Genomic DNA, 26,966 nt, shown 5'->3' with positions numbered 1-26,966 from the left:
AAATGACCGACCCCGAGCGGATTGCGCGCTGGTGGGTGCTGCTGGCCGTCGCCACGTTGTGGGTGGTGAGTGTGGGAGGTGAGGCGGATAGGACTGACGCAGCGAACGCGACGGGTGAGGACGAACCCCCGCCCAAGGGAACGTGGCCACCTGCGGTGGTGGCCGCCCGTCCCCGCATGCTCAGCTGTTTCCGGCGTGGCCTCTTGCTGATCATCACCCACCTCATGACCCACCAGCCACTTCCCGTTGGACGTTTTTATCCTGAACCATGGTCACCGGTGTTAACTACCTACCCTTGAAAGGAGGGGGCTGGGGGGTGAGGGAACACGATTGCCAATCCAATGAACCAGTACATATAGCCCATAGCCATAATTCCTCTGCGCCTCTGCGTTAAAACGTTCTGCCTATGTTCTATGCTCTCTTCTCTCACACTTCATCCTTCATCCCTCATCCTTCATCCTTTCGTTCATCCCTCATACTTTGCTAGGCTGCTTGTTGGTTGCTGGTTGGCTGAACTTTTTGCTCGCTCCATTGCCAAAGCTTTTCGGCGGCAGCTTGATCGTTGGAAATTGGGCTGGATTCACGCGGTTTCTTTTTGTCGAAATATAAACCAGTGACGTGCTCAACTTCAGGCGAGGTGGCGAGGTATAAGGTCGTTTCGGCCCCTTTTTCGGCACTGATCGAACCAAGATCCAAAAGTTTGCGAAAAACTGTCCCCAAGAGACCATTGTTGGCAGCAAAGCCGGTTGCGACTACGCCAGGATGCAAACAGTTAACCGTGACATCGGTACCCGCCAAACGGCGGGCTAGCTCTTTGGTAAACAGAATATTGGCCAATTTGGAACGGCCATACATGCGCCAGCCACCCCATTTGCGCTTGCCCTCGAGATCGTTGAAATCCATCGATCCCATGCGATGAGCATCGGACGAAACATTGATAATGCGGGCAGGCGCACTGGCTTTGAGCGTATCCAGCAGCAAATCGGTCAGCAGAAAGTAGGCTAAGTGATTGAGCGCCATGGTCAATTCAATCCCATCGGCGCTTTCTTGGCGCGAGGTATAGAACGCCCCAGCATTATTGACCAAAATATGCAATTGATTGTGCTGGCTGAGAAATTCTGCGGCGGCGCGGCGCACTTCGGCCTGCTTGGATAAATCGGCCAGAATATAACTAACATTGGGATTGCCAGTTTCACGTTTGATCATCTCGGTAACGCCTTCGGTGCGCAATGGATGCCGCCCAATAATCACCACCGTCGCGCCTTGACGAGCGAGTTCTAAGGCCGTCACCTTGCCGATGCCACCAGTTGCCCCAGTGACCAAACAAACTTTACCCTTCATAGAGCCTCCATAAAAGCCACATACTACGTGTACTACTAGCAGGATGCCGCGATTTACGCAGTGTGTCAAGCCACGGCAACAAATGCTAAAACAAAATGCCTCGTTCTTGAGCAAGAACGAGGCATCGAATTCAACAAACGCAATTTAGCTAGCCTTGGTTGTTGGTTGCTTGCCAGCCCGACTGCGGGTGCTTGTACGGCGAATCAAGGTTGGCATTGCGCCATCACGCACGGTTTCGGCGGTGATGACACAGCGCACAACATCGGTTTCCGAAGGCAAGTCAAACATTACATCGAGCAGAATTTCCTCGACAGCGGTGCGCAAACCACGTGCGCCGGTTTTGCCCGCCAAGGCACGCTCAACGATCGCTTCCATGGCATCGCTGCTGACTTCGAGCTGCACGTGATCAAGTGCCAACATTTTTTGATATTGCTTGATGATCGCGTTGCGTGGCTCGGTCAAAATGCGCAGCATCGCATCTTTATCGAGTGGCGTGAGCGCGGCGACCACTGGCATCCGCCCGATAAACTCAGGAATAAAGCCAAAGTGCAGCAAATCGTCGGGGTTGACCAACGAGAGCAATTTCTTTGAACGTTCGATCCGTTCTTCTTTGACGATCGTTTTGCCAAATCCCAAGGTGCCAGCACTGCCCAAGCGTTGGGCAATGTGGTGCTCTAAGCCCTCGAAAGCGCCACCACAGATAAACAGCACATTGGTGGTATCAAAGGGAATAAATTCTTGCTGCGGGTGTTTACGGCCAGGCATTGGCGGCACATTCACCACGCCACCTTCGAGAATTTTCAGCAAGGCTTGTTGCACGCCCTCGCCCGAAACATCGCGGGTAATCGAAGGATTATCGGCTTTACGGGCAATCTTATCGATTTCGTCGATATACAAAATGCCCATCTGCGCCCGATCAACATCGCCATCGGCGGCCTGAATCAAACGCAACAGAATCGTCTCGACATCTTCGCCAACATAGCCAGCCTCGGTGAGAGCGGTCGCATCGGCGATGGCAAACGGTACATCGAGCATACGGGCCAGCGTTTGGGCCAGCAACGTTTTGCCCGAGCCAGTTGGGCCAACTAACAGAATATTGCTTTTTTGAATTTCGACATCGGTATCGCCTTGAGCTTGGGCACGCAACCGCTTGTAGTGGTTGTAAACCGCCACCGCCATCACCTTTTTGGCCCGATCTTGGCCAATCACGTACTCATCGAGATGGTCGCGAATGGCGTGGGGAATTGGCAAAGTTGGTGGTAGGGTTGGGGTATTCGGAGCATCTTTACGCTCCTCATTGGCGATAATTGCGCTTAATAACTCAATGCACTCGTTGCAAATAAACAATGCCCCCGGACCTGTGACCAAGCGATCGACTTCATCTTGGCTCCGCCCGCAAAACGAGCAGTAATAGGTCGGTGGCATAAAGGCGGAATGCGCCATTGGAATTGCTCCCATTGGTGACGACGCGAGCCTCGTTGCTCGCGTCATCATCCTTGTTGCTCAATTAATCTTGTTGCCCAGCTTCGATGTGGGTCGTAATTTCGTCAATGATACCATATTCTTTTGCTTGTTCTGGTGTCATAAACAAGTCACGGTCGAAGTCGCGGGCAATGCGTTCGATTGGCTGGCCGGTATCTTTCGCTAGCAAGCCACGCACAATGTTTTGCAAGCGCAACAACTCTTTAATTTGAATTTCGACATCAGGCGCATAGCCACGTGCGCCACCACCTGCTGGGTGCATGTGGATGGTAGAGTTTGGCAACGAATAGCGTTTGCCTTTGGTGCCGCCAGCAAGCACTGGGGTAGCCATACTGCCAGCAAAACCAACACACCAGGTCGCAATATCGGGCGAAACCATTTGCATCGTATCGTAGATTGCAAGGCCAGCGTTTACTTCGCCGCCGGGGCTGTTGATATAGATCGAAATATCGCGATCAGGATCATCGTGTTGCAAGAACAATAATTGAGCTACCAACACATTCGCAATTTGCGAATCAATCGGCGTACCGAGAATGATGATCCGCTCTTTGAGCAAACGGGAGTAGATGTCATAAACTCGTTCGCCGCGGCTGCTCGTTTCTACAACGTAGGGAACAACCATCGAGGGCGATTTCGCTGCCACAATGTCGTGAGCAGGTGAGAGCCATTGAAACCAGGACATAGCAAGCCTCCTTGCAACGGTGCGCGTCGGCGCACTTCGGTCGATGCTTCTAGTCTACCCGAAAAACCTCGCGCATGGCAGAGGGCCGTTCCATTGCATCGCAATATTAACACGATTCCAACACTTGTTCACTGCCAGCATTCTGCTGGTTGATTATCCACCATTCAGCTGAACTACGCAACCAGCGTTTAAAAGTATGAAGGATGAGGGATGAAGTCAAAAAGAACAGAGAACAGAGAGCATAGAACAGAGATATATTGGTACATCATGTTAACCACCGCATGAGCTCCTCACCCCAACCCCTTTCCCGTGGCACGGGCGAGGGGCTTTAACCGCGTGGTTCTGCCGCAATGCGTGCAAAAAACGAGTCAACTCCCCTCGCCCGCGTTCAGTGGGAGAGGGGCTGGGAGTGAGGGCATGCGTGTGGCTGTTAACCCAATGAGCCTGTACACATAGCCCATAGCCTCATCTTCGTGCGCTTCGTGGATCAAAACCTGACCCCTAGCCCCTGATCCCTGACCCCTCGGCCTAATACACATCAACCCGTCGATCGCGGAAGACTGGCAGAAAGTTGCGGGCTTTGGCAACAGTGTCCAGATCAACGGTCGCGGTCAGCAAGCCAGTTTGATCATCGCCCTCAATCAAGACAGTGCCCCATGGATCAATCACCATCGAAGCGCCACCAAATTGGTTAGCGCGGTCGCTGCCAACCCGATTGCAGGCAATCACCACCGCTTGGTTTTCGATCGCTCGCGCCCGCAGCAACGTACGCCAATGCTCGATCCGCGCTGTCGGCCATTCAGCAGGAATAATAATTACTTCTGCGCCAGCCAAAGCATAGCGCCGAAACAACTCGGGAAAGCGCAAATCGTAGCAAATGGCGCAAGCGCTTGTGCCCCATGCCGTTTGAACAACCTCTGCTTGCTGGCCAGCACCCAAGTATTGATCTTCGTTCATCAGGCCAATCAGGTGGGTTTTGCGATAGCTATGCAGCCGTTTGCCCTGCGCATCATACAGCGTGGCAGTGTTATAAACTTGCTCGCCAGCGCTCTCTAGCAGCGAGCCAACAATTGCCACATGATGCCGCGCTGCCAAAACCGCCACTTCTTCAAACAAGCCCTTGCCCAGCGGATCGCTCAATTCGTGGGCTTGCTCCAGCATATAGCCAGTGCCCCATAATTCTGGCAGCACCAACAGATCTGCGCCAGCAATTTCGGCTCGCGCTGCAAGTTTGCGCACGCTTGCCAAATTGGCTTCGCGATCGCCCAAAACAAGGTCAATTTGGCCCAACGCAACTGATAATTGCATCGCTGTTTCCTCTATTGGCCAGTGCTGCCCGCTGGAGGCGCAGGCAGATTGCCATTAATATCAGGGAAGCCTTCGCCGTTATAGGCGCGCAGCACATCAACCACCGCTGGCAGCGCCAACGTCCCCGAACCGTCGCCTAAATCGCCAGTGCCTTCGAGCATCGCCAAAATCGCGACCTTCGGATTATCGAATGGCGCAAAGCCCACAAACCACGAGTGCGAACGCAAATATGGCCCTTCTGCATATTCGGCAGTTCCGGTTTTGCCCGCCAAATCCAGCCGATCAAGATCGGCAATAATCGCGCCTGCTGGTTTGTTGTTGCCATTGGCAATTCGATTATAGGCATCGGAATCACGCACAGAGCGGCGCATCCCTTCGCGAATCACGGCCCAATGCTCAGGCGCAAGATTGATCGTGTGCTCAATCACTGGCGTAAGCGTAATGGTATCGGTGCGGTTCAAATCGGTAATTGCTTTGACCACCTGCGGTTGATAGACCGTGCCGCGATTGGCGGTTGCGACGGTTGCACGCAGCAATTGCAATGGCGTAACTTGCACATCACCTTGGCCAATCGCCGCGATATAGGTATCGCCAACGCCCCAGCGTTCGCGGCGCTGCTTCTTCCACTCTTTATTGGGAATAATCCCCGAATCTTCGCCAGGCAGATCGATACCAGTCAATTTATCGAAGCCAAACTCGCCCGAAACCGTCTCGTATAAACGATCAATCCCCAAGCCGCCTTTAATTTGGGGATCGTTTGGCTTGAGATTGGTTACGTAATCAGTACCACCAGCAACCGTGTTGAAAAAGACGTTCGACGAAACTTTCAAGGCATCGGAAACATTGATCAAGCCATTGGCGCGGCGGTTGGAGTTGGGATATTGGTTGGTCAGCGCTTCGTTATATTCGTTGCGCACAATCAAAAAGCCCGGGTCTTGAATGCGCGAATCGGGATTGATAATGTCGCTATCCAAGGCGGCGGCAGCGGTAAATTGCTTGAAAGTCGAGCCAGGTGGATATTTACCAGCAATCGCGCGATGCAACAAAGGCGTGTTTTCTTCATCGGTAAATAAATCGGTAATTTCTTCGACCTCGCCGCGATTGAAGGCATTGTTATCGTAGGCGGGCAAACTGACCGAGGCCAGCACCGCGCCAGTATTGACATCCATCACCATAATCACACCTTTGTTGATGCGATCATATGAGGCATATTTAACTTGATCTTTGCCAGGCGTGTTGGCTAAGCGCACGCGGCGTTGGTCGGCAATATCGAGCCATTTTTGCAAAATCTGCTCAGTATCACGTTGTAAATCCATGTCGATATTCAAAATCAGATTCTTGCCATCTTCCATTGGTTGCAACACCTTTGGCTCGCCGACAATCCGATCCCAAACATCGACCGAGATTTGATTGGTGCCAAGTTTGCCGCGCAAGGTTGATTCGTAATAATTTTCAATCCCATCAACCCCAATCAAATCGCTTTCCAAGTATTGACGCGGGCCATCTGCATCATTCAGGGGATTGTAACGAGCTAGTTGCTTATCGTTAATCCGAATCATATAGCCCAATACATGCGAAAGCGATTTGGTTTCGGCACTCAGCGGGTAATCGCGCTGGAAACCATCAACAACCCGCACGCCGGGCAAGGCCAGCGCATTTTCGCGAATTGCCAAGGCCACATCATTGGGAATATTTTTCGCCACCGGCACAACCAAATACGATGGCAAATTGGCTTTGGCGAGGGCTTTTTCCACGCCTGGCTGCAAGGTAATCACATCGGTATAGGCTTTGCTCAATTGCAAGGCGGTTAAGGCCTTGCCCATTGGCACGGTCACCGTAATCGATTGATGCGGCGCAAAACTTGTATTAGCTGGCAAAATTGGCGCAATACCATAAACTGCCGCTGCCAAGGCAGGATCTTCCTGCATTTTGGTGGTTGGCGAGAGCGTGAAGGTATCGCTGAATGGCAACAGCATGCTCAACCGCATATACACGGCGTTGCGATCAGCACGTTTGCTTGGCAACGATTCAGCTTGAATGCCTAAGATCGAGGTTGGAACCGAGGCGGCGAGCAAGGTTGTGCCATCGCTGGCAAAAATCTCGCCTCGTTGCGGCGCAATATAATCGTGGCGCGTAATATTTTGCTCAATCGAAGCCCGCGAGGTTGCAGCGCTGCTGCCAAATTGCAATTGCTGTAAACGGGCGAGCAAGGCAATGAATATAATTAAGCTCACGACCCGTAAGCCGATCAGGCGACCGCGCATAAGGGTTCTCCTTGATGATAAAGTTTAGTGGCGAATTTGCCGTTCGTTCCACCATTGCAAAACGAGAAACGTTGGCAAAACCCCAATCGCGTTGATAATCATGGCTGGCACAAGCACCACAATCGCCCAACTCAACCAATCGTCGGTGCCACCGCGAAACATTTGGGTAATCAAGTGATAAAGCGGGGTTGCGCCGATGCTGAGCAACAGCGAAGTTGGCCATGTATCGGGCGGAAAGCGCTCGGCAGCAAGGCTACACAGCCAAGCAACCAGCAACAAGGCCAAGGCATGGCTGCCAAAGGGCGAATAGCCCACCACATCGATCAACAGGCCGCCATACATGGCAATGGCCGCGCCCTTGGCAACATCGGCCAGCAACGTCCAACAAACCACTGCCAACAACACCAAATTCAAGTGGGCATTGAAAACGGTTGGTAAAAGGGTCGTCTGCACGATAACGGTTAATCCAACGCTGGCTGCCAACCAAAGCTGCCCACGCAGCCGCTCGCTTAATCTTCGCCGACGATAATCCATACAGTCCGCACCACATCAGGATCAAAATATGGTTCAATATCGGCTTGTTGGCCGTGGCCGTCGGGGCGAATCGCACTCACGCGGCCAATTGGCACATCAGGCGGAATCCGCGCTGCAGGCGCATCAAAGGCTAGGGCTTTGCTAATGCCAGCGGTCAGCACATCGTCGCCAACTTTAAATTTAGCTTCGCGATCGATATGGCGCATAATCAGGCGCGAGCCAAGCTGCCATTGCCCAAGCACATCGCCCATTGGTTGGCTGATACTGCCGCCTTCTTGCTCGTTGGCAACTTGCGCTAGCACTTGGCCGCTCACAACCGATCGCGCATCGGTAATGAGCAAGACGGTAGCGTTATGTTGGCTCACCGTATCGACCAAGCCAATCAGCGCATCGGGGCTGCCGTTGACGTGCGAGACGACCGGCATGCCCACCGCCAAGCCATCGGCAGTGCCACGATCAATGCTAATCACACGATTGCCAGCATCGGCGGAGCGACTGACCACATTGCCAATCACCGTGCGCCAGCCATAGCGTTCGCGCATGCCTGCGGTTCGGCGCAAGGTTGCGTTTTCGGCGGCGGCGCTGCGCAATTGCAGATTTTCGTTTTCAAGCTCGGTTACCCGTTGTTGCATGGCGGCCAAATCTTGGGCTGCTTGCGACGAACCGAAAATGCCGCCGAAGGTGTCGCTAATTGCTAACCGAATATTCGTCAACGTTCGGGTAACCGGAGTCAAAAAGCGGGCAGTGCTCGCCGTAACCGGAGTCAAAACACCCTGTTGATCGAGCAACAGCAGCACAACCACAATACAAGCCAGCCAAATAATCAGCTTGGTAGCGCGTTGGGCATTGCCTGAACGATTTAACATGGCTATCCGCGTTTGATGCGACGCGATTCTTGCGAACGCCGAATCGTGTCACGGTATTTATCAAATTCTTCGATCATTTTGCCAGTACCGCGAGCAACGCACGAAAGCGGATCTTCGGCGATGTGGACTGGCATTTTGGTTTCAGCGGCAATCCGGCGATCTAAGCCGCGCAACAGCGAGCCGCCACCAGCCAAGGTAATGCCGTGCTCCATAATGTCGGCAACCAACTCTGGCGGGGTTTCTTCCAAGGCGGTGCGCACTTCGGAAACGATATTAGCAACTGGGCCAGCGATGCCTTCGCGCAACTCAATGCTGCTAATTTCAATCGCTTTGGGCAAGCCAGTCAGCAAATCGCGGCCCCGCAAGGTCACTTTAATTTCTTCTTCGAGTGGGTAGGCTGAGCCAGCGGCAATTTTGGCTTTTTCGGCCATGCGCTCGCCAATCAGCAAGTTATATTCGCGGCGGGCAAAGGCGATGACGGCTTCGTCGATTTCGTCGCCAGCGGTGCGCAACGAGTGGTTAATCACAATCCCGCCCAGCGAGATCACGGCAACTTCGGTTGTACCGCCACCAATATCGACGACCATCGAGCCAGTTGGTTCGGTTACAGGCAAGCCTGCACCAACCGCAGCGGCCATGGGTTCTTCGATCACATAGGCTTCGCGTGCGCCAGCGTTCATCGCAGCGTCACGAGCAGCGCGTTTTTCCACATCGGTCACGCCCGAAGGCACGCCGACAATCACGCGTGGGCGGCCAGCAATGCTTGCGCCAACGTGCTTGTGGGCTTGGTCGAAAAAATATTTCATCATCTTTTCGACAACATCAAAATCGGCAATTACGCCATCGCGGAGCGGACGAACTGCGACAATATTAGCTGGGGTTTTGCCGACCATGGCTTTGGCCGCAGCGCCAAAAGCTTGGGGAATTCCCGTGCGTTTATCAATGGCCACCACTGATGGCTCGGAAATTACAATGCCTTTGCCGCGTAAATAGACTAAAGTATTGGCGGTGCCTAAGTCCATACCAATATCGCGGCTAAATGAGCGAAAAAATGATCTAAACATATATGGTGCGATGATCTTTCTGCTGCAGCGCTCGCGTGGATGGTTGGCAGGAAGTCAAGGTGCAGGCCGGAGCCACAAGCCCCGCAAGCGGGCATTTAATCCAAAAAAGAAGGGCTTTTGGCCCTCGTATACGCGCCATTATAGCATAATCAGATCGGGCGAGACCCGTGTTAAGCTGATAGCTAGCTGATAGCACGGCGCTAAAAACGCCATCGCCGAGGATTTTGCCATGATTCGAGTTGCAATTGTTGAAGATCAACGGATTGTTCGCGAGGGCTTGATTGCTGTTTTGGAGGATGAGGCCAGCATTGCGATTGTGGGCGAGGCTGCCAACGGCCAAGAAGCAATCAATCTCTATGCCCAAGAACTACCAGATGTCGTATTGATGGATTTGCAAATGCCCGTTATGGATGGCCCAACCGCGATTGGCCAGCTTTGCCAACGCTGGCCCCAAGCCAAAGTGCTGGTGCTCACAACCTATGCCACCGATGAGTTTCTGTGGGCGGCTCTGCGCGCAGGAGCCAAGGGCTATTTGCTTAAAGATGCGTCTGCTGATGAGTTGGTTGCGGCAATTCAAGCGGTTGCTCGTGGCAGCACCCACCTTGCGCCCGATATTGCCGCCAAACTGGTGGCTGGCGTGAGCAATCCACAGCCAGAATCATTAACACCACGCGAGTTGGAAGTGCTGCACCTGCTGGGCCGTGGTCGCTCCAACGGCGAGATTGCGCTAGAGCTTGATATTGCGCTGCGCACGGTCAAAGTTCATGTGCAAAATATTTTGGGCAAGCTCGGCGCAACCAATCGCACCGAGGCCGTCAGCATCGCCGTGCGCCAAAAACTGATCAGCCTGACGTAAAAGGATGAAGGATGAAGGATGAGGGATGAAGTAAATCAAAAGGCAGAAGTCAAAAGTCAAAAAAGAACATAGAACATAGGATGGTGGGGATCGGTTGATGGGGGTTGGGGATCGGGCTACAGGCTATTGGCTGTCGGAACATTTGGTGGTATAACATTTGGTTCCAAAAGCCAATCGCCGATAGCCCATAGCCTGTGCTTCGTGCTCTTCGTGTCCTTCGTGGGTCAAAAACCCATAGCCTTCGTGGATAAAAAACTTAGGCCTCGGTGATAATGCGCAGCGCTTCGCTGATGTGTTTGTTGGCGTTGAGCATCGACGAGAAAATATGTTGAATTGTACCTTGTTGATCGATAATGTAGGTGACGCGGCCCGCCAAAATGCCCAGCGTGGTTGCGCCATAGAGCTTGCGCACCGTGCCAGCGCTATCGCTTAGCAAGGTAAACGGCAAGCGATGATTAGCGGCAAACTGCTCGTGCGACTCAACCGAATCGCTGCTAATGCCAATCACTTCTGCTCCCGCTTGCTTAAACACCTCGTATTGGTCGCGAAAAGCACAGACTTCGGCCACACAGCCAGCAGAATGATCCTTGGGATAGAAAAACAAAACGATTTTCTTGTTGCCAATCAGGCTTTGCAGATCGACCATTTGGCCAGCTTGGTTGGGCAGGCTGAACGCTGGGGCTTGATCGCCAACGCTCAATTTGCCAGTGGTTGCAGTCGCCATATCAAAAAACTCCCCACTAAAATTTAGGCTTGTTGCAAAATTCGTAACGATTCGTCAATATGTTTTTGGGCATTCAAGCGCGATGAGAAAATATGTTGAATCGTGCCTTGCGGATCGATAATGTAGGTCACGCGGCCAGTAAAAATGCCCAGCGTGGTTGCACCATAGGCTTTGCGCACCGCACTATCGCCATCGCTCAGCAAGGTAAATGGCAAGCGATGTTTCGCGGCAAATTGCTGATGTGATTCAACTGAATCGCTGCTTACGCCAATGACTTCAGCTCCTGCTTGCTTGAATACTTCGTATTGGTCGCGAAAAGCACAGACTTCGGCCACGCAAATCAGCGAATCATCTTTGGGATAGAAAAAGAGCACAATATGCTTTTTACCCAGCAAATCGTTAAGATCGACGATTGCGCCAGTTTGGTTGGGTAGCCGAAAGTTTGGGGCGCTGTCACCAACCTTTAGTTTGCCAGCGGTTGCGGTAGTCATTGGGCGTTGCTCCACGATTAATCACTATTCACTCAGGCGATTATGGCCCATGAGCTTCCCATTTGGTTTCCCGAGTTAATTCCCACTTGGTATGATTTTTGGTTTAAAATGCTGGCTAGGTGATTTTGGGTTGGGATTGGCGATGGAACGACGTTATTATTTTTTGGGCCAGCCGCAAATATTCTACAACCAGCAATTGATTAGTCTGACCAATGCCAAGGCCGTGGCGTTATTGGCCTATTTGGCCTGCCAACCACAGCCGCAGCCACGCGAACGCATTTTGGGCTTGTTGTGGGCCGAAAGTAGCAGCAGCGCCGCGCGCAAAAACCTGAGCAATTGTCTCTGGCTGTTGCGCCAACAACTTGGCAACGATTGCATTCGCAACCACGATGATCGCTTGAGTTTGGGCAGTGAGAGCTGGAACGATCTGCACGCATTGTGGCAATTCGATCAGCCTAATCTCACAACCCTGCTTCATTGTTATCGTGGCCCATTGCTCGATGGCCTGAATTTGCGCGATGCGCCGGAGTTTGAATTGTGGCTGCTGCAAGAGCGCAATCGGCTGCAAAACCACTATCTGCAATTGCTTGAACAGGCGTTGCAACGCTTCGACGATTGGCAGCAAAAACTCCAGCTTGCGAGCCATGGCCTCACGATCGATCCATTGCATGAGCCATTTGTCCAAGCGGCGATTCAAGCATGCTTGGCGCTTGATCAACGGGCAAATGCGCTGCAACACTACACCAATTTCCATTATCAACTTGAGCAACAACTAGGCCTGGAGCCAGCAGCAGCAACCCAAGCGCTGCGCATGCAAATTCTTGGCCCGCCACCGACCGCCACGCTTCAGCCGCCACGCTTGCCCGCCCCAACCAACAATGCCCGATTAATTGGCCGCGAGCGTGATTACGCTTTGTTGCAGCGCGCATGGCAAGCTAGTTTGCCCAATCAACTCCAAGTTGTGCTGCTCACCGGCGAGCTAGGCATTGGCAAAACCAGCTTGTGGCAAACATGGCTGGGCCAAATTCGCGAAGCGCATCAGGTGATTGTGGCGCGCGGACTGGAAATTACCCAACTGTTGCCATTTGCGCCATTTTTAACTTGGACTGACCAAACTGCCCTGCTGGATTGGCTGTTTGGCGCACAATCGCCATTAACGCCCTACTGGCAGAGCGAGCTGGCACGCTTGATTCCTGATTTTAAGCAACGCGAGATTGTGCCGCCAATCAGCACAGCCACGCCAGCGGAAGAACGGCGACGGATTTTCGAGGCCATGTTGCAGGTCTTGTTGTTGTTTGCCGATCAGCCTTTGGTGTTGGTGCTCGACGATGCGCATTGGGCCGATGAACTTTCGCTTGGTTGGCTGGGCTATGCCGCCGAACGCTTGCAATCCAAGCCAGTGCTGATCATCTTGACCTATCGCGCCAACCAGGTGCATGGCGAATTGGCCAATTTGCTTTGGCATTGGCAACGTAACCACATCGCCCAACGCCATGAGTTGCAACCGCTAAGTGCCAGCGAAAGCGAGCAATTGGTGCGTCAACACGGCGGCGATCAGCAACGCAGCGCCCAACTTTATCAGCGCAGCCGTGGTAATCCCTACTTTTTGCACGAATTATTACAAGCGCCCAGCGAGCAAATTCCTAGCTCGTTGGCAGATGTATTGGGCTTACGCTTAACCAACCTGCCGAGTGCAGCCCAAGCCTTGCTCTCAGCCGCCATGATTTTGGGCATCAACAGCAGGCTCGAATGGTTGCAACAAGTCAGTCATTGCGACGAAGATCAAGCCCTCGATATGCTTGATCTGTTGTTGCAGCAGGGCATTTTGGCCGAGCAAACAGGCCAATATCAAATTGCCCACCCATTGATTGGCGAAGTTTGGCAGCAGCATCTGAGTCCGGCGCGTCGCCAAGTGTTTCATCGACGGGCAGCTGAAGCCTTGGCTGCGAGTTATGCAGGTATGTTGCCGCTGGTCGCGGTGCAATTGGCCAGCCATTACGAAGCGGCGGGCAATGCGCACGAAGCAGCACGCTACGCAGAAATGGCTGGCTATCATGCCTTGATTATGGCATCGGGCCAAGCAGCAGTGACGCTCTATCAGCGAGCACTGAGCTTAGAAACAACGCCGCTACGGCTGCTTGGGCTTGGTCGGGCTTGGGTCTTGGAGGGCGATTTGCTAGCGGCGCGTGCTAGTTTTGATGCTGCGCGGCAAGCCTTCGAGACGCTTGGCGATTTTGCAGGCGCAGCCCAAGCCAGCCTCCACCTAGCAGCGAGTTATCAGGCATAGTTGGGGATCGGGTGTTGGAGGTCGGGGATCGGAAGAGTTAATGATCCACTAAGCGCACGAAAGTTAATTTTTTTAGCCACGAATTGCACGAATTGCACGAATGATTATTTTTTTGCCACAGATTGCACAGATTTTTTTGATTATTATTCTCATGCCCCAAAGCCTGATCCCCAATCCCCGATCCCTGATCCCCAAATTCGCTGTTCTCTGTTCATCCTTTTCTCTGCGCCGCTACGTTAAATTGATCCACGAATTGCACGAATGATTATTTTTTTGCCACAGATTCCACAGATTTTTTTGATTATGTTTTCCATAGCCCATAGCCCATCGCCTATAGACCGATCCCCAATCCCCAACTCCCGATCCCCGATCCCCGACTTTACAATAAAAACGTTTGACAAGCATCTTTGATGGCATATATACTAGACAAAGCCCGTTGGCAACCCCAAGCGGGCTTGTAGTGTGCTGAAAGGCTGGTGCGCGGTGTCTCAAGAACGGCTCGCAGCGTTGCGGATGCTTTTTGAAGCAGCCCAAATTGATGGATTGTTGGTGGCCAATAGCCAAAATCGGCGGTATCTGAGCGGGTTTAGTGGTTCGGCGGGCGTGTTATTAATTGATGCTCAACGCGCATTGTTAATCACCGATGGCCGTTATACCGTGCAGGCAGCGCAAGAGGCCAGCCACTTTGAAACCATCACGCGCACGCTTGATGAAACGTTGTATAGCTGCGTTGGCCGCTATGTTGCGCCAATCAAACGCTTGGGCTACGAGCCAACAACCCTGAGCGTTGCCGATTACAATGCCTTGCGCCAAGCACTGCCCGCCGATGTAACCTTGGTTGCGATTGGTTCGTTGACCGAGCAACTGCGGGCAATCAAAAGCAGCGAAGAAGTTGCGACCTTGCGCCAAGCAATCAGCATCACCGACCAAGCTTTGGCAGCAGTGAAGCCTATGTTGCGCCCAAGCATGCTCGAACGCGAAGTTGCTTGGGAATTGCACAAGGCAATCGTGGAGCATGGCGGCGATGGCTTAGCTTTTGAGATTATCGTCGGTGCTGGCCTGAATAGCGCCTTGCCCCATTATCACGCTGGCAACGCGCCACTTGGCCAAGGTCAACCGATTGTGATTGATTTTGGCGCGCTGTATGCTGGCTATCATGGCGATATGACGCGTACCTTGGTGCTAGGCCAGCCCGATGCCAAATTTGAAGAAATTTATGGCATTGTGCGCCATGCACTTGCCGATGCAACCAACGGCATCACTGCCAACACCACTGGCAAAGAGGCCGATGCATTCGCCCGCAATGTCATCGAAGCTTCTGGCTATGGCGAATATTTCAGCCATGGCACGGGCCACGGGGTAGGCTTGCAGATTCACGAAGAGCCACGGCTCAGCCGCGTGCACAACGATTTGCTGCCAGTTGGCTCAATTTTCAGCATCGAGCCGGGCATTTATCTGCCCGATTGGGGCGGCGTGCGGCTCGAAAACTTGGTTTTGCTCAATGCCAATGGCGTTGAAACCCTTACACAGTCACCACTTGACCCGATTATTGTGATCGAGCAAGCCTAAAATTTATTACAACCCAAAGGGAGTTTTTGTATCATGGTCTCAACAGGTGAAGTACGCAAAGGTCTAACCCTCATTATTGATGGTGAATTGTTCCGCGTGATGGAAGCCAACCACGTCAAGCAAGGTCGTGGGACGGCATTCTTGCGCCTGACCTTACGCAATGTCCGCACCAGTGCCACCACCGTCAAAACCTTTATGGCTGGCGAACGCTTTGAAGTAGCCCGCTTGTCAACCCGCAATGTGCAATATCTCTATCGCGAAGATAACTACATCTACGTGATGAACACCGAAACCTACGATCAATTCCCCGTCAGTGTAGATTTGCTCGAAGATGCCTTGTTGTACATTCGCGAAAACGAAACCTTCGATGTCTTGACCTATGAAGATGAAGTATTGGATATTTCGTTGCCATCATCAGTCGAGATGACGGTGGTCGAAACCGAGCCAAACTACAAAGGCGATACCGCTTCAGGTGGTGGCAAGCCCGCAACAACCGATACTGGTTTGGTGGTGCAAGTGCCATCATTCGTCGCCGTCGGCGAACGGATTCGCGTCGATACCACCAACGGCAAGTACCTCACCCGGATCTAGGTGGAGTTGCGCCGCGTATTTTAAAGCTGATCATCACGGCGCTGGGCACGTTCCCTGCGCCGTCGCCATTTCTAAAAGTGTAGTTGAGGATGTTAGCCCATGAGTGAGCAAACGCCAGAACATAATTTACTCACCGAGGATGTGCGTGAGTTGCTCCGTTTAATCACCCAAACCGATATTACCGAGCTGAGCCTTGAGCGTGGCGATGCCAAGATTCATGTCAAGCGCACGCCCTATGCTGTGGCAGCCCCGGTTGTGGTTACCAGCGGCGTAGTTGCGGCTCCAGCAGCTGCCAGCACTGCCGAAACCCCAGCCGCAACAATTGGCCAGCCCATTACCTCGCCCATGGTTGGAACGTTCTATGCCTCGCCATCGCCCAAAGATCCAGCCTACGTTAAAGTTGGCGATGAAGTGCATCCAGGCGATGTGATCGGCATTGTCGAAGCCATGAAGATGATGAACGAAATTGAAAGCGAAATTCATGGCCGCGTGGCGGTAATTCACGTTGAAAATAGCCAGCCAGTCGAGTATGGCCAAGTGCTGATTTCAATCGTGCCACTTGATTAGGTTGCTTGTGACGTTCCCTCACCCCCCAGCCCCCTCTCCCACTCGATGCGGGCGAGGGGGAGCATTGGGTTTCAGCAGAATTGCAAAAGAACCACCGTGGTAAAGCCCCTCGCCCGCGCACGGGAGAGGGGTTGGGGTGAGGGAATCTTAAAACCTACCCTTGAAAGCCAGCTTCCACTGGACGCGGGCGAGGGGTTGGGGTGAGGGGATCTACATCATTTCTAAACAATCGACGATTGTTTTTTTAGCTAATTCCTCGTACAATTGTGCTACTATCCTCAGTAAGCAGGCCAAGCCATGGAACAACTTTCAGTCAGCGAATTATGTGGTTATATCAATGCGGTGCTCACCAGCGATCCCGTCGTCAGCGATGTTTGGGTTTATGGCGAGCTTTCCAATTGCAAACGCCATTCATCGGGCCATTGGTATTTAACGCTCAAGGAAGCCGATGCGCGCATTGATGCGGTTATTTGGCGTTCAACTGCCTTGCGGCTTAGCTATTTACCCCAAGATGGCATGGCAATTTTGGGCCATGGCAAAGTTGAATTGTATAACGGACGCTTGCAACTGTACCTCGATTTCATCACACCTGCTGGCGAAGGCCTCTTGCAAGCCCAATACGAACGGCTCAAAGCCCAACTCGAAGCCGAGGGCTTAACCGAGCGCAAACGGCCCTTGCCGCTCTTTCCGCAACGCATCGGCATTGTAACATCACCAACTGGGGCAGCCTTGCAGGATATGTTGAATGTGTTGCGCCGCCGCTTTCCCTTAGCCGAAGTCATTATCGCGCCAGCCCTCGTACAGGGCGAAGATGCAGCACCATCGATTGTCGAGGCCTTGTATGAGCTGTTCGATTTCGAGCCAGATGTAATTATTGTGGCGCGTGGCGGCGGCTCAATTGAAGATCTCTGGGCATTCAACGAGGAGATTGTGGCGCGGGCGGTTTTTGCCTCGCCAGTACCAGTCGTCACGGGTGTTGGCCACGAAACCGATACAACGATCGTTGATTTTGTTGCCGATTTGCGCGCGCCAACGCCTTCTGCTGCTGCCGAGTTGGTCACGCCCGATCTGGCCACGCTGCGCGATGAATTGATCAATCAGGTTGGCTTGTTGCATGGCCTGTTCCAAGGGCTCTTGCAATTGCTCCGCAGCGAACTCAACCAGCAACAACAGCAACTGCTTCGTCACGATCCCCAAGTGCGGCTGCAACAAGGCCATGAGCATGTCGCCGTGCAGCAACAACGCTTGGAACGCGCCATGCAACGCATGCTCGAAATGGCTCGTTTGAAGGTGCAAGTTGCTGAGCGTAGTTTAGTGGCGCTCAATCCTGAACGCACCTTGGCCCGTGGCTATGCAGTGGTGTTGCACGCAGGCCGCGCCCTAACCAACATCAGCCAAGTAGCAGCTGGCGATAGCATCAGCATTCAACTGCATCAAGGCCAAATTCAGGCCACAATTGATGAGCTGCGAGATTAAGCGATGTTATTAGCCAGCCTCAAAGTCAAAGCGCCAAAAGCCGCTGATCGCGAGCAATTTCCCTTGAATGTGCCAGCGATTCAGGCGCTAATTGGCCAAGAAATCGATTTTACCGCGCCAGTCACGATTATTGTTGGCGATAATGGCTCTGGCAAATCGACATTTTTGGAAGGCTTGGCTGTGGCCGCTCGTTCAATCGCGGTCGGAACCTACGATCTTGAGCAGGATCAAAGCCTGACCTCAGCCCAACGCTTGGCAAAATACCTGCACCTGAGTTGGAAAAAGCGCTCTGGGCGTGGCTTTTTCTTGCGGGCTGAAGATTTTTTTGGCTATGCGCAGCGCTTGAATCAATTGCGCATCGAGGCCGAGGCTGGTTTGCGCGAGGTCGAGGCCGATACGACGCTTTCGCCATTGGCCCGCGCTCAAGCCCGCCAAACCCATTCGCGCACCATCGGCGAGTTGCGCCATCGTTATGGCGAAGGCCTCGATCACGCTTCACATGGCGAGAGTTTTCTGCGTTTGTTTCAATCGCGCTTTGTGCCAAATGGCTTGTATTTGCTCGACGAACCGGAAGCGCCATTAGCGCCGATTCGCCAATTGAGTTTGTTGGCGCTCATGCGCGATGCGGTTGAAACGCAGCAAAGCCAATTTGTAATTGTAACGCACTCGCCGATTATTATGGCCTATCCCAAGGCGCAGTTGCTGCAAATTAGCGCAGCGGGATTGCAACCAATTGAATATAATGCAATTGAGCATGTGACGTTATTGCGCGATTTTCTCAACCAACCTGATCGTTTTTTGCGCCATTTGTAGCGATGGGAATCGGGGATCGGTTGTTGGGGATCGGTTTTGATCCACGAAGAACACGAAGAGCATGAAGGACGGAAACCGCGAAGAACGCGAAGAATACGAAGATTAATTTTTTAGCCACAGATTCCACAGATTTGTGTGATTATCGTTCCCATAGCCCATAGCCAACAGCCTATAGCCTCATTCCCTTTTAGCCACAGATTGCACAGATTTGTTTGATTATCATTCCCATAGCCAATAGCCTCATTCTCTTTCAGCCACCGATTCTACAGATTTGTTTGATTATGTTCTATGCTCTTCATCCCTCATCCCTCATCCTTCATCCTTACTTCGCTCTCTGCGTTAAAAACACAAAGCGACGCGAAGATTTGTGCTCTTCGTGTCGCTTCGTGAATTAGAAACTAGCTCGTAGATTTAGCCGCGGAAGCCACCACCACGGCGGTCGTTGCCACCTGGGCGAGGGCCACGGTCGCCACCTTCACGGGGGCGGTCGCCTTCAGGGCGAGGGCCGCGATCACCCTCTGGCCGAGGGCCACGGTCGCCGCCTTCAGGGCGTGGGCCGCGATCGCCGCCTGGGCGTGGGCCACGGTCGCCGCCGCCGCCATTACCACCGCGTGGGCCACCTTTGCTGCTGCTGCTCTTGCGTTGTTCAGCAGTTTCGCCAGTGAGAATTGCGCGGCGTGAAAGGCTGAGCTTGCCGGTGCCTGGCTCAACATCGATTACCATCACGGTCAATTCGTCGCCAATTTTGACCACATCTTCGACGTTTTCGACCCGTTTTTCATCGAGTTCAGAAACGTGAACCATGCCATCTTTGCCTGGCAAAATGTTGACGAACGCGCCATACGGCATAATCCGCACAACTTTACCGGTGAAGATTTCGCCAACTTTGGCTTCGCGGGTCAAGCCTTCGATCAACGATTGAGCCAAGCGTGCACCATCAGCGTCAGGCGTGGTCACGAATACGCGGCCATCGTCTTCAACATCGATTTGAGCGCCAGTTTGCTCGATAATTGAGCGAATCGTCTTACCACCAGGCCCAATCAAAGCACCGATCTTCGATGGCTCAATTTGCAGGGTGATAATCCGTGGGGCAAATTGCGAAATATCGTTGCGCGCAGTGTTGATAATTTCATTCATCTTATCGAGAATGAACACGCGGCCTTGGCGCGCTTGCTCAAACGCTTGCTGCATAATTTCGTAGGTAATGCCCGTGGTTTTGATGTCCATTTGCAGCGCGGTGATGCCAGCACTCGTGCCAGCAACCTTGAAGTCCATATCGCCCAAGGCATCTTCCAAGCCTTGGATATCGGTCAAGACGCTGAATTGGCCAGCTTCTTTGCCAGTAATCAAGCCCATTGCAACCCCAGCAACCGGAGCTTTGATTGGTACACCAGCATCCATCAAGGCCAACGACGAGCCACAAACTGAGGCCATCGACGATGAACCGTTGGATGCCAATACTTCCGAAACCAAGCGCATGGTGTAAGGGAATGAATCTTTTTCTGGCAATACTGGCACCAAAGCCCGTTCTGCCAACTTGCCGTGACCAATATCGCGGCGGCGTGGGCCACGTGAAGGCCGCGCTTCGCCAGTCGAGAAGGCAGGGAAGTTGTAGTGGTGCATATAGTGGCGGGTGGTTTCAATCCCCAAATCGTCAAGGCGTTGTTCGTCGCCAGGCGAGCCAAGGGTTGCCACGGTCAGCACTTGGGTTTGACCACGGGTAAACAAGCCTGAGCCGTGAACCCGAGGCAGAACTCCAACATCAACCGCGATTGGGCGAATTTCGTTGACCTTACGGCCATCGACCCGAATCCCTTGCTCCAGAATTGAAGAGCGAACTTCATTTTTGACCAAGCCATCGTAGGCTTTGGTGACGGTTTTAACCCGAGCAGCCAATTCTTCTTCGGCTACGCCAGCGCTGAATTTTTCGAGCACTTCAATCCGCAAGGCATCGGTTGCATCTTCGCGAGCAGTTTTGTCGCTGTTGTTCAAGGCTTCTAAGAAGCGATTGCCCATCCAAGCCTTAATTTCATCTTGCAGGCTGGTATCAACGACAGGAGCCACAAATTCTTTTTTGGGCTTGCCGCATTTTTCGGCCAATTCAAGCTGCGCTTGGATAACCGATTGCATCGCTTCGTGACCGCGCTTAACTGCTTCGAGCATTTCGGCTTCGGTCAATTCGTAGGCGCTGGCTTCGACCATCATCACTGCTTCGCTGGTGCCAGAAACAACCAAATCGAGGCGGCTATTTTCCATCAAGCCCATAACGGGGTTGATAGCAAACACGCCATCGATATGGCCCATTTGCACTGCGGCAACTGGCCCGGCAAACGGAATGTCCGAAATCACCAAGGCTGCCGAAGCGCCAATAATCGCCAATGGGCCGGGATCATTGACTTGATCGGTTGACAGTGTGGTGATCGAAACCTGCACATCATTGTAATAGCCTTTGGGGAACAAAGGCCGCAATGGGCGGTCGGTCAAACGCGAGGTCAAAATCGCGGTTTCGGTTGGGCGGCCTTCACGTTTGAAGAACGACCCTGGAATTTTACCAGCGGCGTACATCTTTTCTTCGTAATCGACGGTCAAAGGGAAGAAATCAATCCCTTCGCGTGGTTCATTTGAAGCAGTAACTGCTGCTAACAACACCGTATCGCCGTAACGTACCAAAACTGCGCCATTGGCCAACTGGGCAACGCGGCCTGCTTCAATCGTCAATGGGCGACCTGCAAGCTCAACCGTTACGCTATGAACTTGATGTTCAGTCAAAATATGCCTCCAAACACCCCACTTGGGTGCTTCACAACGTGGATCGTTAGGCACTGGAGCCTGCGCAGCAACATCCGTTCACTGTTCACGCGCCAATTCCTAACGTCCACAAAACCATCAGTGCGCCTCTTTACTGCAATCATTGAGCCAGCGAGGCGTTATTGTGGCTCAACACAAAAACGTCTGGGAGCAATTGTACTCCCAGACGTGTATTTTAGCATGCTTTGCAAGCAAACATTTTACCCAATTTAGGCTTTGATCCGCAGACCCAAGCGTTCGCTGACAGCACGGAACCGAGCATTGTCTTTTTTGCTCAGGTAGGCCAACAAGCGACGGCGACGACCAACCAACTTCAGCAAACCACGACGTGAGTGGTGATCTTGTTTGTGCAGTTTCAAGTGTTCGATCAATTGGTTGATGCGGTCGGTCAAAAGGGCAATTTGCACATCTGCCGAGCCAGTATCTGATTCGTGCAGTTTATAGTTATTGATAACGGTTGACTTTTCTTTTTCCAGCGACACGGTGTGCCTCCTTGTTAATTGGGCATGGGAATGCCGGTTTTCCCACCCTTCCCTGTGCAACGTCATTCGCGGCACATTGGCTGCGAGTATACCAGCAAAATCGATTCTGCGCAAATCGATATGTCAAGCCGATTTAACATTTCGGATGAGAGCTGGATGAGAATCTTTGCTGAATTAGCTCATGCTAATGGGCTAAAAGCGTATTTGCTGCTAATCTGGCTCGTTGTAGCAATGGGTGCTGCGCACTAAGCCCGTAGCTGGCTCAAAACCACAGGCCTCATACAGTTTCGCCGCCGCCGGATTATTGGTGTATAAGCTGATTTTGGCAAAATGGCCCGCCGCATGCTTCAGGCTGTGCAGCACAAGCTGTTTGGCCAAGCCATGTCGCCGCCACGCAGGCAACACATACACATGGCGAATTCGGCCAAGTGTCGCTGTTGGTTGATATGGATCGATGCTGATGCCGCCAATTGCCCGCAAACGCTGGCCTTGCCAAATGCCCCAAAAACCTTCGCCTGGCTGCGCAAAGGTTTGCACGCCGCTCTGCCATTCGTCGTAGAGCCGTTGCACCATGCTATAGCCTTCGGCGCTACTGGCGGCAATCAACGGCGCTAATTCAGCCAAATGTTGTTGGGTAAATGATCGTAACTCTTGCATTGCTCAGCTCCTCGATTAAGCAAATAGCCCTTGCAAGCCTGCTAATTCATTTTTAGGGTCACGCTGCATTAAATCAAGCCCCGCCTGTTGCGGCGATTTGCCTTCAAACAACACGCGATACAACTCATCGGCAATCGGTAGTTCAACATTATAGTGTTGGGCTAATTGGCGAGCAGTAGCAGTCGTGTTCACGCCTTCGGCAACCTGGCCAAGCTGGGCCAGCGCGGTTTCCAGCGATTGGCCACGAGCCAGCGCTTCGCCCAAACGGCGATTGCGGCTATGGGGCGAGGCACAGGTGGCAATTAAATCGCCCAAGCCTGCCAAGCCAGCAAACGTCAGCGGATGTGCGCCGCGAGCCATGCCCAAGCGCGTCATCTCGGCCAAACCTCTCGTGATAAAGGCCGCCTTGGCATTATCGCCCAAGCCCATGCCATCGCAAATGCCTGCTCCAAGCGCGACAATATTTTTGAGTGCGCCGCCAAGCTCCACCCCAATCACATCACTTGAGCGATAGATCCGCATTAATGTGGTGGTGAGCAAGCTCTGCGCCCGCTGACCAGCCTGATCATCGCTTAATGCCACGACGCTGGTTGAAGGCAAGCCTTGGGCAATTTCGTTGGCAATATTTGGCCCTGAGAGTGCACCAATCAAGCCCCGTGGATGCGGGCTGAGCGCCTCAGCCAACACTTCGCTCATCGTTTCAAGGCTACCAGTCTCAATACCTTTGGCGCAGCTAAGCACAATCGTGTCTGGGGCAAGCAGCGGCGCAAGTTGCAGCGCATTGCTGCGAATCGTTTTGGAAGGCACTGCCAACAAAATAACTTGGGCTTGAGCAGCAAGCGCAGGCTCAAACGCCAAGCCCAAATTGGCCGGAAAGCGCTGCCCAGGCAAAAAACGGCTGTTTTCGCCAGCAACTTGCAGTTGCTCAACCTCTGCTTGATTGCGGCCAAACAGCGTGACATTGCGCCCGCCACGCGCCAAAACCAAGGCCAAGGTTGTGCCCCAATTGCCAGTGCCGATGACTGCTACGTCAAGCCGTTGGATCATGATTGTGCCTCCCAAATATTGCGATTCAGCTCTTCTTAGCATACCATTAGTCGTACAAGTCCCACATTGAATCTCTATGAACCAGCAATTGCAAGCTGTGACCAAATGCTTGCGTTTTCGGCGTTCTACTGGCAGGGCCATGCTGAATGTAGCGAAACGTTTACAGCAATTTGGGGTTAAACAGCGGTAAAATCAAACCAGCGACAAACTTGCAATTAGCAGCAAAAGGTGGTCTGGAATGGCACCAGAAACAATTTATCTCGATCATGCAGCGACGACTGCAACTGATCCAAGGGTCGTTGAGGCTATGTTGCCCTATTTCAACACGGCCTACGGCAATCCATCAAGTATCTATCGGCTGGGTCGCGCCGCGCTCGAAGGCGTAGACGAGGCCCGCGAAACGGTAGCTAGCTTGTTGGGCGCAAAACGCAAAGAAATTGTGTTTACCAGCGGCGGCTCCGAGGCCGATAATCTGGCGATCAAGGGCGTGGCGTTTGCTCAGCGTGACGCAGGCAAAGGCAATCACATCATCACCAGCGCGATTGAACATCATGCTGTGCTGCATGCGGTGGAATATCTCGAACACTTTGGCTTTGAAATAACCATCTTGCCAGTTGATAGCACTGGCTTGGTTTCGGTTGCCGATTTACGGGCTGCGCTGCGCCCAACCACGGTGTTGGTCAGCATTATGGCGGCCAACAACGAGATTGGCACAATTCAGCCAATTGCCGAATTGGGCGCAATCTGCCGCGAGCACGATGTGCTGTTCCATACCGACGCGGTGCAGTTAATCGGGGCGCAACCAATTAATGTCAAAGAGTTAAATGTTGATTTGTTGAGCCTAACCGCGCATAAATTTTATGGGCCAAAAGGCATTGGCGCGTTGTATATGCGGCGCGGCGTGCCAATGCTACCGTTGATCAATGGTGGCTCGCAGGAACGGCGTTTGCGGGCTGGCACCGAAAATGTGCCTGGGATTGTTGGTTTGGCCAAGGCCTTGCAACTAGCTGTCGATGAACTGCCCCAAAGCGTGAGCCAAATTACCAGCCTGCGCGATAGGCTGATTACGGGGATTGAGGCAAGCATTCCGCATGTCTATCTGAATGGTCATCGTACCCAGCGTTTGCCGAATAATGTCAATATTTCATTTGATTTTATCGAGGGCGAAAGCATGCTGCTGTTGCTTGATCAACAGGGCATTTATGCCTCAAGTGGCTCGGCATGCACCAGCGGCTCGCTCGACCCATCGCATGTATTGATGGCCTTGGGAATTAGTGCCGAACGCGCCCATGGTAGCCTGCGCATGACCCTTGGTCGCGATAACACTGCCGAGCAAATCGAGCGCGTATTGGAATTATTGCCGCCAATTGTTGAGCGCTTGCGGGCGGTATCGCCGATGTATCGCCATTTCTTGGCCGAGCAAACCGTCTATTAAGCGCAGCGCGAACAATTATTAATCAAATCCAGATTCGCTAGCCAACGCTAAGCCATGTTCTGGTATAATGTCACGCTAGACTGCCTTCGTTGGCGATAGTTAAAGATCGCTTAAATAGCATATACTTTGGAGATCGTGTGAAAGTCACAACTGAACAATTGCCAAAGCGCATTGTTGCGCTTGAGATCGAGCCAGACGCAGCGACGATAGAAAAAGAGTTGAACAAAGCCGCCCAACGGATTGCCAGCAAGGTTGCGATTCCAGGCTTCCGCAAGGGTAAGGCTCCTCGCTTTATCGTTGAAAATTATTACGGCAAGGCCGCGATTTTAGAAGAAGCTACCGACGAAATTATTAATGTGGCCTTCCGCGCTGCTCTCGATCAAGAAAAAATTACGCCAGTTGCTCAAGCTTCATTGGAAAAAGTCGAAGCTGAACCATTCCGCTTCCGCATTTTGGTTCCCGTTGAGCCAGAAGTGAACTTGCCCGATTACAAGGCAATCACGGTTGACTTGACCGAAGAACCAGTTACCGATGCAACCTTGGAAGTGGCGTTGGATCAAGCTCGTGAAAAACACGTCGTGTTGAGCGCTCCCGAAGGCGAGCCAGAAGCAGGCGAAGGCGATCAATTGACCGCTACCGTCCAAACGCTGGTCGATGGCGTGCCATTGCACAAACTCGATGCTGAAGACGATGACGACGATGATGACGATGATGATGACGATGACGACGATGATGACGATGACGATGACGACGATGATGACGACGATGAAGACGACGACGATGATGACGATGATGATGACGACGACGACGATGATGATGACGACGATGATGAAGGCGAACCAACGACCTTAATCATGGAAGAACGTCGGATCGTGCCTGAACTCTATGCAGGCTTGAAAGGCATCAAAGCTGGTGAAACCCGCGAAATTAGCGCGCACCTGCCAGCCGATCATCCAGATGCCCGGGTTGCTGACAAAGACGTTGTGTTCAAAGTAACCGTCAGCGAAATTCAAAATCGCCAATTGCCAGCATGGGAAGAAGTTCCAGGCTTGGAAGAATTCGAAGGCGACTTGGATGCTTACAAGGCAGACCTGATGGAACGCTTGGTCAAGAATTCAAGCGAACACCATCGCCGCAACGTCTTGAACAAGTATCTCGAAGAAGTTGTTGCTGCAACAACCTTCGATGTGCCCGATGCGTTGGTTGCTGATCGCGCCCACGAATTGCTCCACGAGCAAGTGGAATCGTTGGCTCGCTATGGCATCAACATGGAGCAATACCTGCAAATCGTTGGCAAAACCCACGACGAAGCAGTGCAAGAATTGTTGCCACGTGGCGAAGAAAGCCTGAAATCGTCGTTGGTGGTGCGCAAAATCGTTGAAGCCGAAGGCTTGAGCGTCGATGATAGCGAAGTTAACGCCGAAATCGAACGCATCTTGAACGATTTCCCTGATGCTCAACGTGGCCCAACCCGCCGCCGACTCGAAAAAGAGTTGCGCTCGCAAGTTGCTGGCTCGTTGCTCGACAAGAAATTGCAAGATCGCTTGGTCGAATTGGCAACCGGCAGCAGCGCTGCTTAATCTCGCTCGCAAGCGCCCCCTTGTCCAAGCAATTGGGCGAGG

23 protein-coding genes are annotated in these 26,966 nt (G+C 52.7%); 9 read left to right on the top strand and 14 right to left on the bottom strand.

Annotated elements, in window-relative coordinates; translation table 11 throughout:
• Window positions 1–483: 483 nt before the first annotated feature.
• The 8 genes from C5S61_RS18525 to C5S61_RS18490 form a co-directional block, all read right to left on the bottom strand.
• Window positions 484–1,341, bottom strand: a complete 858-nt coding sequence (locus C5S61_RS18525; protein ID WP_110517329.1) for an SDR family oxidoreductase — start codon at window positions 1,339–1,341, stop codon at window positions 484–486.
• 144 nt (window positions 1,342–1,485) lie between these two features.
• Window positions 1,486–2,784, bottom strand: a complete 1,299-nt coding sequence (clpX, locus tag C5S61_RS18520) for an ATP-dependent Clp protease ATP-binding subunit ClpX (RefSeq protein ID WP_110517333.1) — start codon at window positions 2,782–2,784, stop codon at window positions 1,486–1,488.
• Window positions 2,785–2,848: 64 nt separating this feature from the next.
• A complete protein-coding gene (locus C5S61_RS18515; RefSeq protein ID WP_012191358.1) occupies window positions 2,849–3,505 on the bottom strand; it encodes an ATP-dependent Clp protease proteolytic subunit in 657 nt (218 codons plus the stop codon).
• A 528-nt stretch (window positions 3,506–4,033) separates the two neighbouring features.
• A complete protein-coding gene (locus C5S61_RS18510; RefSeq protein WP_110517327.1) occupies window positions 4,034–4,813 on the bottom strand; it encodes a carbon-nitrogen family hydrolase in 780 nt (259 codons plus the stop codon).
• An 11-nt stretch (window positions 4,814–4,824) separates the two neighbouring features.
• Window positions 4,825–7,077 carry a penicillin-binding transpeptidase domain-containing protein gene (locus tag C5S61_RS18505; RefSeq protein ID WP_110517325.1) on the bottom strand — a complete coding sequence of 751 codons (2,253 nt, stop codon included), beginning with the start codon at window positions 7,075–7,077 and terminating at the stop codon, window positions 4,825–4,827.
• A gap of 24 nt (window positions 7,078–7,101) precedes the next feature.
• Window positions 7,102–7,611: a rod shape-determining protein MreD gene (mreD, locus tag C5S61_RS18500; RefSeq protein ID WP_110517323.1), complete on the bottom strand. Its 510-nt coding sequence runs from the start codon at window positions 7,609–7,611 to the stop codon at window positions 7,102–7,104.
• Window positions 7,587–8,477, bottom strand: coding sequence for a rod shape-determining protein MreC (gene mreC / locus C5S61_RS18495; protein ID WP_110517321.1), 891 nt, complete (start codon window positions 8,475–8,477; stop codon window positions 7,587–7,589). Before mreC ends, mreD begins: the two co-directional genes overlap by 25 nt.
• 2 nt (window positions 8,478–8,479) lie before the next feature.
• Entirely contained in the window at window positions 8,480–9,541 is a 1,062-nt protein-coding gene (locus C5S61_RS18490) for a rod shape-determining protein (protein WP_054535676.1), read from the bottom strand.
• Between the two features lie 229 nt (window positions 9,542–9,770).
• Between C5S61_RS18490 and C5S61_RS18485 the strand changes: the two genes are divergently transcribed.
• Complete coding sequence (locus tag C5S61_RS18485; protein ID WP_110517319.1) at window positions 9,771–10,397, top strand: response regulator transcription factor; 627 nt, start codon at window positions 9,771–9,773, stop codon at window positions 10,395–10,397.
• Window positions 10,398–10,653: 256 nt separating this feature from the next.
• Here the strand turns inward: C5S61_RS18485 and C5S61_RS18480 are convergent, their stop codons facing one another.
• Together C5S61_RS18480 and C5S61_RS18475 are read right to left on the bottom strand one after the other, a co-directional pair.
• Window positions 10,654–11,121 (bottom strand): peroxiredoxin, encoded by a 468-nt coding sequence (locus tag C5S61_RS18480; RefSeq protein WP_110517317.1) that lies wholly within the window; start codon window positions 11,119–11,121, stop codon window positions 10,654–10,656.
• Between the two features lie 23 nt (window positions 11,122–11,144).
• Complete coding sequence (locus C5S61_RS18475; RefSeq protein WP_110517315.1) at window positions 11,145–11,612, bottom strand: peroxiredoxin; 468 nt, start codon at window positions 11,610–11,612, stop codon at window positions 11,145–11,147.
• 142 nt (window positions 11,613–11,754) lie between these two features.
• Here C5S61_RS18475 and C5S61_RS18470 point away from each other — a divergent pair, with 142 nt between their 5' ends.
• The 6 genes from C5S61_RS18470 (at window position 11,755) to C5S61_RS18445 (ending at window position 18,915) form a co-directional block, all read left to right on the top strand.
• Entirely contained in the window at window positions 11,755–13,899 is a 2,145-nt protein-coding gene (locus tag C5S61_RS18470; RefSeq protein ID WP_164689621.1) for an ATP-binding protein, read from the top strand.
• Between the two features lie 483 nt (window positions 13,900–14,382).
• Window positions 14,383–15,468 (top strand): M24 family metallopeptidase, encoded by a 1,086-nt coding sequence (locus C5S61_RS18465; RefSeq protein WP_205701428.1) that lies wholly within the window; start codon window positions 14,383–14,385, stop codon window positions 15,466–15,468.
• A gap of 33 nt (window positions 15,469–15,501) precedes the next feature.
• Window positions 15,502–16,059, top strand: a complete 558-nt coding sequence (gene efp / locus C5S61_RS18460) for an elongation factor P (protein ID WP_054535670.1) — start codon at window positions 15,502–15,504, stop codon at window positions 16,057–16,059.
• A 99-nt stretch (window positions 16,060–16,158) separates the two neighbouring features.
• Entirely contained in the window at window positions 16,159–16,626 is a 468-nt protein-coding gene (gene accB, locus C5S61_RS18455) for an acetyl-CoA carboxylase biotin carboxyl carrier protein (RefSeq protein ID WP_110517311.1), read from the top strand.
• 297 nt (window positions 16,627–16,923) lie between these two features.
• Complete coding sequence (xseA, locus tag C5S61_RS18450) at window positions 16,924–18,102, top strand: exodeoxyribonuclease VII large subunit (RefSeq protein WP_110517309.1); 1,179 nt, start codon at window positions 16,924–16,926, stop codon at window positions 18,100–18,102.
• A 3-nt stretch (window positions 18,103–18,105) separates the two neighbouring features.
• Window positions 18,106–18,915, top strand: coding sequence for an AAA family ATPase (locus C5S61_RS18445; RefSeq protein WP_110517307.1), 810 nt, complete (start codon window positions 18,106–18,108; stop codon window positions 18,913–18,915).
• 411 nt (window positions 18,916–19,326) lie between these two features.
• Here the strand turns inward: C5S61_RS18445 and pnp are convergent, their stop codons facing one another.
• The 4 genes from pnp to C5S61_RS18425 form a co-directional block, all read right to left on the bottom strand.
• On the bottom strand, window positions 19,327–21,684 hold the full coding sequence (gene pnp / locus C5S61_RS18440; protein WP_110517304.1) for a polyribonucleotide nucleotidyltransferase: 2,358 nt from the start codon (window positions 21,682–21,684) through the stop codon (window positions 19,327–19,329).
• A 248-nt stretch (window positions 21,685–21,932) separates the two neighbouring features.
• Window positions 21,933–22,205, bottom strand: a complete 273-nt coding sequence (gene rpsO, locus C5S61_RS18435; RefSeq protein ID WP_110517302.1) for a 30S ribosomal protein S15 — start codon at window positions 22,203–22,205, stop codon at window positions 21,933–21,935.
• A 210-nt stretch (window positions 22,206–22,415) separates the two neighbouring features.
• Window positions 22,416–22,862, bottom strand: coding sequence for a GNAT family N-acetyltransferase (locus C5S61_RS18430; RefSeq protein WP_110517300.1), 447 nt, complete (start codon window positions 22,860–22,862; stop codon window positions 22,416–22,418).
• A 15-nt stretch (window positions 22,863–22,877) separates the two neighbouring features.
• A complete protein-coding gene (locus tag C5S61_RS18425) occupies window positions 22,878–23,909 on the bottom strand; it encodes an NAD(P)H-dependent glycerol-3-phosphate dehydrogenase (protein WP_110517298.1) in 1,032 nt (343 codons plus the stop codon).
• A 238-nt stretch (window positions 23,910–24,147) separates the two neighbouring features.
• Here C5S61_RS18425 and nifS point away from each other — a divergent pair, with 238 nt between their 5' ends.
• On the top strand, window positions 24,148–25,344 hold the full coding sequence (gene nifS, locus C5S61_RS18420; protein ID WP_110517296.1) for a cysteine desulfurase NifS: 1,197 nt from the start codon (window positions 24,148–24,150) through the stop codon (window positions 25,342–25,344).
• Between the two features lie 137 nt (window positions 25,345–25,481).
• Entirely contained in the window at window positions 25,482–26,924 is a 1,443-nt protein-coding gene (locus tag C5S61_RS18415; RefSeq protein WP_124033463.1) for a trigger factor, read from the top strand.
• Window positions 26,925–26,966 lie beyond the last annotated feature (42 nt).

The sequence above is a fragment of the Herpetosiphon llansteffanensis genome (assembly GCF_003205875.1).
Lineage (GTDB): Bacteria > Chloroflexota > Chloroflexia > Chloroflexales > Herpetosiphonaceae > Herpetosiphon > Herpetosiphon llansteffanensis.
This window is presented reverse-complemented; position numbering and strand designations above follow the sequence as displayed.